4 protein-coding genes are annotated in these 12,388 nt (G+C 42.0%); 3 read left to right on the top strand and 1 reads right to left on the bottom strand.

Going from position 1 to position 12,388, the window contains the following annotated elements; genetic code table 11:
• Window positions 1-322: 322 nt before the first annotated feature.
• A complete protein-coding gene (locus tag RIE73_RS06085; protein WP_446400344.1) occupies window positions 323-988 on the top strand; it encodes a hypothetical protein in 666 nt (221 codons plus the stop codon).
• A 150-nt stretch (window positions 989-1,138) separates the two neighbouring features.
• Here the strand turns inward: RIE73_RS06085 and dacB are convergent, their stop codons facing one another.
• Window positions 1,139-2,686 carry a D-alanyl-D-alanine carboxypeptidase/D-alanyl-D-alanine endopeptidase gene (gene dacB / locus RIE73_RS06080; protein WP_446400343.1) on the bottom strand — a complete coding sequence of 516 codons (1,548 nt, stop codon included), beginning with the start codon at window positions 2,684-2,686 and terminating at the stop codon, window positions 1,139-1,141.
• A gap of 638 nt (window positions 2,687-3,324) precedes the next feature.
• Between dacB and RIE73_RS06075 the strand changes: the two genes are divergently transcribed.
• Window positions 3,325-8,724, top strand: a complete 5,400-nt coding sequence (locus RIE73_RS06075) for an AAA family ATPase (RefSeq protein WP_446400342.1) — start codon at window positions 3,325-3,327, stop codon at window positions 8,722-8,724.
• A 115-nt stretch (window positions 8,725-8,839) separates the two neighbouring features.
• Window positions 8,840-12,199 (top strand): ATP-binding protein, encoded by a 3,360-nt coding sequence (locus tag RIE73_RS06070; protein WP_446400341.1) that lies wholly within the window; start codon window positions 8,840-8,842, stop codon window positions 12,197-12,199.
• Window positions 12,200-12,388 lie beyond the last annotated feature (189 nt).

The following is a 12,388-nucleotide window of genomic DNA, read 5'->3' as shown; positions in this document are numbered from 1 at the left end:
GCGTCTCTACAATAGTTCGTTTGTCCTAATCGATGTATCTACTGCTATACATCTGGACGGGGGGAACTTCAGCTATATAAATGACCCATGACTGTTGTCTGTGATTTGTATTACATTTTTAAACAAAAAGAATCACTGATGACTTTAAGTATTGATCACTTAGGGCTATCGCCAAATCTTCGATATTAAAATTCTGATAGAAAATTAAGGTCAAATTAAGTCTGTAGAGGGGTAACGGATGATCAGGTTTAAGCCTAACCTTGATCAGGATGGTTCTACCATGTTTGGCTGAGTCGATACAGAGGTTCTTAACTCAACTACTATGTTTCAAACTGCTATGTTTAGTGTACAAAGCCGAGGGATGTCAGAGTATATCCAGTCTGAATTCCTCCAAGCGTTGCAACCAAGACTTGCCACTCCCAACTTGACTCTGACCCGTGTCCCTATCGATCCAACCTTATCATTTGAATTATGGACACCCAAGTGGACGCCTAGACTACGCGAGTTTAGCCCTGTAGAACTTAATTTGCTAGAGTGCGATCGCCCGCGTGTCAATCGGATTCTATCCAAGTTAACCTGGTTAATGGGCGCTATCTGTGTGCCAGAAGATGAGTTTGGAGTCGGAGACTGTCAACCCATCTATGACTGGGATGCGGTTCTGGAGTTTGTGACTCGTGAAGGTCGTTGTGTTAATCCAATTGTGACGCAGGTTCGGTTCAATCCCCAAACGATTATCCCGATTTATGATCGAAATCGCAAACAAGACGGAATTATTCCACCTCAAGCCTGGGAAATTTCACCCCCCCACTGGTCAATTATTTTTGATGATCTGATAACCGTTGAGGACGGTTTTCAACTTAAACAAAGCGGCGATTGGATATCTGTGGAAATTTGGACGGGTAAACCTATACGTCGAGAAGTTAGAAGTGGCAAGTTTTATACCGAATATCATGATCTCTACGCCACCAGTCGGTTAGCCAAATTCTAACGTAACCCCCTTTTGCCAAGGCGATTAAAATCGCTGCTACACAAACAAAGTCCGCCTACGCGGACTGGGTTATAACGGCGGTAGCGTTCCCCGGATTTGGTATAACACTAGAATCCCCTGTTCCCTGTTCCCTGTTCCCTGTTCCCTCTTTTAACAAGAACGTAGCCGCGTCAGCAAAACCACAATTTCATCAATTGCTTCACGGATTGTACTCACTGATTGATTGGATTGATTCACCATAATACTAAACACCAACGGCTGATAATCGGGAACGTCTACATACCCCGAAAGTGCTGACACGCCCGTCATAGTTCCCGTTTTGGCATACACTCGACCTTGGGCTGGGGTATTCTGAAAGCGCTGTTGTAGTGTTCCTTCTACCCCAGCCACGGCTAAGGAATCGCGATAGGATTGTGCCATCGGAGTTCGGGCGATCGCCTGTAGGGTTTGTACAATAGCCGTGGGACTTACTAGATTGTGGCGAGACAACCCTGAACCATCAGCAAGAACGTAGGATTCCGGTTCAACCCCTAATTCTGCTAAACTCGCTCTAATCTGTTCCCGTCCAGCTTTAGCCGTTGACTCATCCGCCTCTTTGTCAGTCACACCTAGCGATCGCAATAAGGCTTCTGCATATAGATTATTACTGTTTTGATTGGTTTCGCTGATCAGTTCACTCAGGGGAGGAGAGTCTACCGCCGCTAATTCAGTGTCTTCTTGAAAATTCGGTTCAGTCGTCACCAACCCTCGTTCAACCTGAATTCCAGAATCCGCTAACGCCCGACGGAAATGCTGGAGAAAATAGTCCGCCGGATCAGGAATTGCCACCGCCGTTAACCATAATCCTGCATCCGCCGCTAATTGACCGCGTATTCGTAATAATGGTTTACCTAGCACTCCAGAAATATTAATTGATTCCGCTGGTTCGGCGTCAGTGGTAACGGTTTTATTTTCAATCTGCCATTGTTTTGCCGCAATAGGATCAGCCCAAGTCACGGTTAAGGGTTGTCCTACCGTTTGGGGAGTTAGGGTTAGTAATACCGCATTTTCATTGAGAATTAAACTATTGACGGCAGTCCCATAATAAAATTGAATATCTGACCATTCCCAGGTTGGGTTAACCTTGGGTTCACTAAAATAACGATCTTCGACAATCAGTTGATCCACCCGCCGAATTCCCTGACGCCGAAGCTGTTGGGCTAAGTCTTTTAACTGATCCGTATTTAAACTGGGATCACCTCGCCCAACGACTCGTAATTGGGTGATTGTGTCATCTGAAGGGATGCCATAAACAGAGGTACGAATGCGAAAATCAGCACCGAGTTGGGATAAAGCGGCGGCGGTGGTGAATAGTTTGAGATTAGAGGCGGGGATAAAATAGCGATCGCGTTCACGACTATATAGGGGTGTGTCTGAGAATAGGGGTTGGATCAGGATACCCCAACGGGCATAATCAAATTCGGGACGATTGGCGATCGCGTCGATGGAAGCTTTGAGATCAGCCGGACAAATTGTCGGCGCTGTATCCGGGGAGGATTCAACCGTTGTCGGCGCATCCGTTTGAGCCGTGACTGGGGTGGGTTGAGTGACGAATTGCGCTTCAAGTAACAACAGCAACAGCAGCAGCAGTTGTTTGGGGGTAAACCGAGGGCGGTAAGGACATTGATTGGTTTTGAATGAGAAAAGGGAATTGAGCATAGACAGAGGTTGAGGCTACCTCTGATACTGTACAGGGAATCAGGGCGCGTCTGAAAGCAGAGTTATAGAGGTGGGTGCAAGCCGTTACCTTTTGTCTATCTACCGATAACCGTTCCACGAAAACCCGCTCTTTATCTGAAAAGGAATGGTACTCAAATCAGCTCAGCATTTTGGGATCGCCAAAACTTGATATATCGTAGTGGCGTGGCACACCTAAATTGATGGATTAACCTTACGCCCGGAAAGTAGGGGCGCAAAGACTTGCGCCCGATTCAATGGTAAAATCTAATCCACCATTTTAGCTGTGTCAGTCCAGTAGGGTGGGCAGTGCCCACCAACCTTAAGGAGCATACCATGCATCCTAAAAGGGATAATTTAGTAGCTTGTGTTACCATTTTTCAGGAATTTTAGGATCAATTTCAATTACTCCACAGTTCAGTAATAACAGTTCGTAGTGAGGAAGAAGTCAGTAGAGACGTGATGCCGCAACATCTGTACACAGTCAGTTCTATGGCTCAGTTAATAATGATGAATATTTTTAAACTAAATCGCATAAATTGACTCCCAAAACCCTGAATCGTGCTAAAAAAAGGAAATTAATTATTGTTCTTAATCTTCTTTAGCCGTCGTTACCTCCTATGCTGGTTCTCCCTGGCTATCAAATCCGGGCGCAAATTTATGAAAGCGCCAATTCCCTCGTCTACCGCGCTATCCGCACTCAAGATAGTCAACCCGTTATCCTCAAACTCCTCAAACAAGATTATCCGACACCAGAAGAATTAGTCCGCTATCGGCAAGAGTATGACTTGACTCACCACCTTAATTTAGAAGGGGTATGTCGTTCCTTGAGTCTGGAACCCTATCAAAATACCTTAGTCATTGTCTTTGAAGACTTTGGGGGTGAGTCTCTCAGACAGTGGATGAATCAGGATTCCTTCACCCTAGAGGACTTTTTACAGATTGCGATCGCGACAACTACAAGTTTAGCCCAAATCCACGCCGCTAATATTATTCACAAAGATATCAACCCAGCCAATATTGTTTACAACCCTAACACGCAACAGTTAAAACTGATTGATTTTGGCATTTCTACAGTCTTATCGCGAGAAACCCCAATCCTAAAAAATCCCAATGTGTTAGAAGGGACATTAGCCTATATGTCACCGGAACAAACCGGGAGAATGAATCGTTCCCTCGATTATCGTACCGATTTCTATTCCCTTGGCGTTACCTTTTATGAACTGCTAACCGGAAAACTCCCCTTTGAAACCACGGATGTCTTGGAGTTAGTCCATTGTCATCTAGCCAAACAACCGATACCTCCTCACAAACTCGTAGGGGCGCACCGACGTGCGCCCTTAAACCGACGTGCGCCCTTAAACCAACCTGCACCCTTACCCCCAATTCTCTCGGAAATTGTCATGAAATTAATGGCAAAAACCGCTGAGGATCGATATCAAAGCGCCTTGGGAATCAAAGCGGATTTAGAAGAATGCCAGAGACAACTTCACGAAAAAGGTACTATCTCCAACTTCCCCCTCGCTTGTCACGATAGTCCCGATAAATTTCAAATTCCTCAGAAGCTTTACGGGAGAGAAAGCGAAATTGAACAGTTAATTAGTGCCTTTGAGCGGGTATCAGAACGCAGTGAAGTGATGCTGGTTTTCGGCTATTCAGGAATTGGCAAATCTGCTCTCGTACAGGAACTCTATAAACCCGTTACCCAGAAACGTGGGTATTTCATTTCCGGTAAATTTGACCAGTATCAGCGCGACATTCCCTACAGTGCGATCGTTAATGCATTTCAGGAATTAGTCAAACAACTGTTAACTGAACCGGAAGTAAAGCTTCAAGAATGGCGCGAGAAAATATTAGCGGCTTTGCGCGTCAATGGACAAGTTATTATTGATGTCATTCCAGAGGTTGAATGGATTATCGGCAAACAACCTGAAATACCAGAATTAGGGGCGACAGAAGCACAAAATCGATTTAATTTAGTCTTTCAGAACTTCATCAACGTTTTTACCAATACATCCCATCCTCTCGCTTTATTTCTAGACGATTTGCAATGGGCAGATGGTGCGTCTTTAAAACTCATCCAAGTGTTAATGTCGGCTGCATCACCTGGACTATTTTTAGTTGGCGCGTATCGAGACAATGAAATATTCCCAGGGCATCCGTTAATGCTAATGTTGGAGGAGATTACAAAAGCGGGGTCAATTGTTAATCAGATTTCTTTGTCTCCCCTAGATTTACCGACTGTAAATCAACTTATTCGTGATGCCCTAAATTGCTCTGAAGATAGGGCGAAATCGCTAGCTGAATTGGTGAATTGTAAAACAGGCGGAAATCCCTTCTTTATGAATGAGTTTCTCACATCACTTTATACAGAAGGGTTATTAGAGTTTACCTATTCGACCCAGAGTGATGGAGACATGAAAGGACAATGGCAATGGGATTTAGAAAAAATTAACTCCCTAGGATTCACAGACAATGTTGTTGATCTGATGGCGAATAAAATTCAAAAGCTGCCAGAAAGTACACAACACATCTTAAAGGTAGCGGCTTGTATTGGTAATCAGTTTGCTCTCAAAACCCTAGCAATCTGTTGTGAAAAATCGCTGCGAGATACAGCCAACGAATTACATGGAGCCGTTGCTTCGACTTTGATTGTACCTTTGGGAAGTCGGGAGGATGTAGAATTAGCCCTCATCAAGGGTGAATCTGCTAATTACAAATTACCTGAATATAAGTTTATCCATGACAGAATTCAGCAAGCGGCTTATTCGTTAATTTCCGAAGAACACAAGCCAGTCATTCATCAGCAAATTGGACAACTACTGCTGCAAAACACTCCGAAAGAAAGGCGAGAAGAGAAACTCTTTGATATTGTCAATCAACTGAATCTTGGCAAGGAACTTATATCAAATCAGTCAGAACGAAATGAACTGGCTCAATTGAATCTATTAGCTGGAAAAAAAGCGAAGGTTTCCGCTGCGTATCAATCTGCTTTGAATTATCTAAAAAATGGAATAAACTTACTCAAAAATAATGATTTTTATGCACAGTATGAATTGAATCTATTTTTATACGAAGAAGCGATTGAAGCCGCCTATTTAACTGGCGATTTTCGGCAGCTAAATAGCCTAACTGGAATTGTGACGATAAAAATCAAAAATAATCTCGATAAAGCAAAAATAATTGAATTTAAAATCCTTGCATTAATTGCCCAAAACGACATAAAGCAAGCTATTGATACTGGACTAAATTTTTTAAGCCTATTAAACGTTAAATTACCGTTAAATGCAAATAAAATAAGTCTTTTAGTTAAACTAATTTATACCAAATTAGTTATTACGACAAAAGGAATTAGCAATTTGTCACAATTGCCACCAATGATTAATCCTTATAAACTTGCAACAATGCGTATTTTATTGACGCTAGAGTCTTCTGCCTTTTGGGTTTCACCAAAACTCCTGCTATTGATTATTTTTAATAAAGTAATTTTATCCATAAAATACGGCAACAGCAAAGAATCTATTCATGCATACGCCGCCTATGGTGCAATTCTGTGTGGTATCGGCAAAGATATTAATGCAGGTTATAAATTTGGTCAATTAGCATTAAGCTTATCTAATAAGCTTAATGCTATTGAACTTAAATCAAAAACACTTGTTATGGTTAATGCCTTCATCAGCTATTGGAAAGAACCGGCAAACAAAACATTGCTATTTTTGTTGGAAGCTTATAAAAGCGGCATGGACACTGGAGATTTAGAATTTGCGACTTATGCCGTTCACCTCTATAGCATTTACGGTTATCTCATTGGCAAAGAATTAGTACAGTTAGAACTTGACATTGCCGTTTATAGAGAAGTTATCAACAAATTACAGCAAAAACACGTTCAGAGTGTACAATCAGCAATTCACCAAGCTGTTCTGAATTTATTAGATAAGGGTAAAAATCCTTGTTATTTAATTGGTAGTGTCTGGGATGAGCGGATTAGTCTTCCAGTGTTAATTCAATCTAATGCTATGCCATCTTTACGTGCCATATACATTAGTAAAGTAATTCTTTGTTATATGTTCGGTAACTATCAGGAAGCGCTGAAAAACGCAACCATGGCTAAAAACAGTCTAGATCAAGGAATTATATCTGCTTTAAATTCTTATCTTCATTTCTATGATTCTTTGGTTTGTCTTGCATTGTATTATCAAACTGATAACTTAAAGGAGCAACGTTTTTTATTAAAAACAGTTTATTTTAACCAAAGCAAAATGAAGACATGGGCAAGCCATTCACCGATTAACCACTTACACAAGTTTTATCTTGTAGAAGCAGAACGACACCGTGTTCTTAAAAAAGATATAAGAGCAATAGACTACTATGATCGCGCCATTGCTCTCGCCAAAGAAAACGACTATATTAATGAAGCTGCCCTCGCTTACGAACTTGCCGCCAAGTTCTATCTATCTCAAGGAAAAGAACTAACCGCTAGAGCTTATATGCAAGAGGCGCGTTACTGGTATCGGCGATGGGGCGCAAAGGCTAAGGTTCAACACTTAGAAACACGATATCCTCAGTTATTATCTATTAATCAATCAGAAATTAAAGATAATCAAACTGTTACGACTCAAACGGGCAGTCGTTCAACATCACATCTAGACATCAACTCAGTGATCAAGGCTTCACAGGCAATTTCTGGTGAAATTGTCTTAGATAATTTACTATCTAGCTTGATGAAAATTTTGATTGAGAATGCTGGAGCGCAAAAAGGCTATTTAATTTTAGAATATCAGGGACAACTACTGATTGAAGCGGCAGGAAATATTGATTCAGAGCAAGTAACCCTGTTGCAATCAATCCCTGTAGCGAACTCTCAAGTTGTCTCACCAGCCATTGTAAATTATGTCGCCAGAACAAAAGACAGTGTGGTATTAAATGATGCAACCCGTGAAGGCAACTTTACCCGTGATGCTTATATTCAAAACAATCAGCCGAAGTCAATTCTGTGCGTTCCCCTGATCAATCAAGGTCAACTGGTTAGTATTGTTTACTTAGAAAACAATTCAACAACGGGAGTGTTTACGTCTGAACGAGTGGAACTATTAAAACTTTTATCAGGACAAGCGGCTATCTCGATTCAAAATTCAAAACTGTTTACAGAAGTTCGTAAAAATGAAAATAGACTTGCTCAACTCAACCAAGCCTATCAGCGATTTGTACCGCGCCAATTCCTCCAGTTTTTAGAGAAAAACAGTATTGTTGATGTGGAATTAGGGGATCAGGTGCAGCTAGAAATGTCGGTACTATTTTCCGATATTCGCGGATTCACCAGTCTCTCCGAAAAGATGACCCCAGAGGATAATTTCAAGTTTATCAACTCCTACCTTAGCCGCATGGAACCTGCAATTACTAAACATCAGGGGTTTATTGATAAATATATTGGTGATGCGATTATGGCGCTGTTTAGCGGTGAAGCCGATAATGCCGTAAAAGCCGGAATTGCCATGTTGCAATGCCTTGCTTACTATAACGAACATCGGGTTAAGTCTGGCTATGTACCGATTCAAAACGGAATTGGAATTAATACCGGATATTTGATGCTAGGAACAGTTGGCGGACAAAATCGGATGGATGGAACCGTGATTAGCGATGCAGTGAATTTAGCCTCTCGGATTGAAAGTCTGACGAAAGAGTATGGCGTATCGTTGTTAATCTCCCAGCATACATTTTCTCGCCTGCAACAGCCGACAGATTATGCGATTCGCCAGGTTGATCAAGTGAAAGTTAAAGGTAAATCGGAATTAGTAACGGTTTATGAAGTATTTGATGCTGATTTGCCTAGTATCAAAGCCCAGAAGATAGCCACCCTACAAACCTACATCGAAGCCTGTTCATACTACAACCTCAACGCCTACAGGGAAGCGATAGAGGGGTTCGAGGAATGTCTGCGGCAAAATCCTGATGATAGTGTGGCAAATATTTATCTCAAACGCTGTCACGATAGACTTAAATTGTATGGCAATAATCAGTAGGTAGGCGCACAATATGAGAACTCGCTGGAGAGCATGTTAGTTTTGCATAAAAACAGGGTGACAATCCTCTGTCGCCTTATACTAAAGATTAACCTCCATAACGGGATTATGGACTATGGTATTGCAATCCCTAAGCCATTCCATTTTGAAGATTTCAGGAAAAATACCGCTTCGCGTTATTTTGGTTGTCCCCTTTGTCCTGCAAATTTTTACAGCCGTCGGGCTGGTTGGCTATCTTTCCTTTAAAAATGGTCAAAAGGCAGTAGAAGATCTCGCCGGACAGTTGCAAGGGGAAATTAGCGATCGCATTGAGCAAAAACTGGATAACTACTTTACCATTCCCAGCCGAATCAATCAAATTACAGCCCGGTCAATTCGCAGCAATTTATTACGCTTAGACAACCAAGCGTCCCTAGAACATTACTTTTGGAACCAAGTTCAAGTTTTTGATACAGTTAGCTACATTTACTTTGGCAATGAACAAGGTGGATTGGCGTCAGCGGGTCGCCTGGATGATGGTAGTTTGATTATTGAAGCCACTGATAATTTTGTCGCCGGGGACTATAAAATTTACTCAACCAATCATCAAGGTCAGCGTTTAGACCTGATTAGCGTTCAGGATCACCACGACACCAGAGTCCGACCTTGGTACAAAAATGCTGTGCAAGCGGGTCAGCCAATCTGGGGAGAAATCTACGCTTATGCGGCTTATCCAACCTTGGGAATTCCCTTTGTTGAACCCTTTTACGACCAGACTGGAAAAGTTCAAGGTGTTTTGTCTGTTGATTTAAACATTTCCCACGTTAGCGAGTTCTTGCGCCGTCTAGAAATTGGTCGTTCTGGTGAAACCTTTATTATGGAACGTTCTGGACTGTTAGTGGCGAGTTCGACTGCCAAAACACCCTTTAAAAAAACGGATAAAGAGATCACGCGATTACGAGCCAGGGAATCAAATGAACCCTTAATCCGTTCAACTGCTCACTATTTAATCGACTACTTTGGTAATTTAAACCAGATTAGTCATAGTCAACAACTTGACTTGAGGCTTGAAGGTCGGCGACACTTTGTTCAAGTCCACCCCTTTCAAGACGAATTTGGTTTAGATTGGCTGATTGTTGTCGTGGTTCCAGAAGCTGATTTCATGGAACAAATTTATGCCAATACTCGCACAACCCTATTACTCTGTATCGCTGCATTACTCATAGCCACCTCAGCCGGATTATTAACCAGTCGTTGGATTGCCCAACCCATTATGCAACTCAAAGCCGCAGCTACGGCGTTGTCAGAAGAGAAATTTGACCAGACTGTAAACCTAGACCGTTCTGATGAGGTGGGAGTGCTGGCGAAAGCGTTTAATCGCATGGCGCTTCAGTTACAAGAATCCTTTGTGGCTTTAGAGCGTAAAAATACTGAATTACAGCATCTCGACCAACTCAAAGACGAATTTTTAGCCAATACATCCCACGAACTCCGCACACCCCTAAATGGCATTATTGGCATTGCTGAATCTTTAATAGACGGCGCAGCCGGACAATTACCAACGAAAGCCCAAGAAAATCTCGCCATGATTGCCTCAAGTGGTAGACGATTGTCCAATCTGGTTAATGATATTCTGGATTTCTCGAAACTCAAACATCACAACCTAGAATTACAAATTAAGCCCGTCGGCTTGCGAGCCATCGTTGATGTTGTATTGAATACGTCTCAGCCACTGATTAGCAAAAAACCTTTACAGTTAATTAATTCAGTTCCTCCTGATTTTCCATTGGTTCATGCCGATGAAAACCGCTTACAACAGATTTTTTACAACTTAATTGGCAATGCTATCAAGTTTACAGAACAAGGGACAATAGAGGTATCAGCACAGGTTGAAAACCGCGATTCTCTGAGGATAAACATTGACAATACTCCAGCAGAATCCCAACAGGCTACCATTATCGTCGCTGACACGGGTATTGGTATACCAGAGAATAAATTAGAGAAAATTTTTGAATCATTTGAACAAGCCGATGGCTCGACCAGTCGCAAATACGGCGGTACGGGTTTAGGTTTAGCCGTAACTAAAAAATTAGTAGAGTTGCAAGGGGGAACAATTCGGGTGACATCCACCGTGGATGTCGGTTCACAGTTTCGCTTTTCCTTACCGCTTTCCACTCAGCCAAGGCAGGATTTTTCGCCAGCCTCACCGTCTCCAGTCCTAGTTCAATATCCATTGATTGATGAAGATGAAGATGACCTAACTCCGTTAGAAACGAGAGTCTGTTCACTAGAATCCTTTAAAATTCTGGTGGTTGATGATGAACCAATTAATCTTAAGGTTTTAGAGAATCAACTCTCTTTAGCCAACTATTCCTTGATGTACGCGACCAATGGTTTAGAGTCTTTAGAAATTATTGAGAGTGGGTTTAAACCGGATTTAATTCTATTAGATGTGATGATGCCCCGGATGACCGGGTATGAAGTATGTCAGAGGCTTAGAGTCAATTTTTTGGCGAGTGAACTACCGATTGTGATGTTAACGGCAAAAAATAGACCGACTGATTTAGTAGAGGGTTTTATGTCCGGTGCTAATGATTATTTAATCAAACCGTTTTCTAAATCAGAATTACTCGCGAGAATCAAAACCCATATTCGTTTAACTCAGATTAACAAAGCCTATGGTCGGTTTGTTCCCCATGACTTTCTCCGCTTTCTGGGTCATGAAAGTATTGTGGATGTCCAATTGGGAGACCATATTCAGAAAGAAATGACGATTATGTTCTCTGATATTCGCTCATTTACCAGCCTATCAGAAGCCATGTCTCCCCAGGATAACTTTAACTTCATTAATGATTATTTGAGTCGAGTCAGTCCAGTGATTCGAGAAAACCGGGGCTTTATTGATAAATACATTGGCGATGCGGTTATGGCACTTTTCCCAGAATCAGCAGATGATGCGGTTCGGGGTGCGATTGCGATGCAACACCAAGTTACCCGCTACAATGAGTATCGGCAGCAACAGGGTGATGTTCCAATTGCCATTGGTATTGGCTTACACACTGGGAGTTTAATGCTGGGGACGATTGGCGAACGGGAACGGATGGAAAGTACGGTGATAGCGGATGCTGTCAATCTGGCATCTCGTTTGGAAGGGTTGACCAAGGTTTATGGTGCGAATATTCTGGTTAGTGGACAAACCTTATTTAAACTGGAAGACTTTCAAAACTACAACTATCGATTCCTAGAGCGGGTTACTGTAGAGGGGAAAAAATTAGCCGTAGCCGTTTTTGAAGTCTTTGATGGAGATTCTCCCAAAAGTCAGCGTTTAAAGAGACAAACAAAAACCTTATTTGAACAAGGTGTTCTACTTTTTTATCAACGAAGATTTGCAGAAGCAAAACGCATTTTTCGGGAAATCGTGAAAATTAATCCTCAGGACAAAGCGGCTGTTTTTTATCTAAATAAGAATTTACCTGGCTTTCTCACAAAGCGATGAAAAAAGGGGTCAAAATAAACCAAACTCTCGAATAATATGATGTCCGGACTTACAGCAGATTTGGTGGTTGATGAGGTACAGTCTCTAAGCAAGATCCCCAACTTCTCCAAGAAGGCGGGGATCTGTATGTGTACCTCACTTACTACCAAAAGCGCTGTATCACCGTAATTGCTATCCCAAAATAATTCA

It is taken from the genome of Coleofasciculus sp. C1-SOL-03 (assembly GCF_040220555.1).
Lineage (GTDB): Bacteria > Cyanobacteriota > Cyanobacteriia > Cyanobacteriales > Coleofasciculaceae > Coleofasciculus.
Note: the sequence above shows the minus strand (reverse complement) of the source record. Positions and strands in the feature narration are given on the sequence as shown.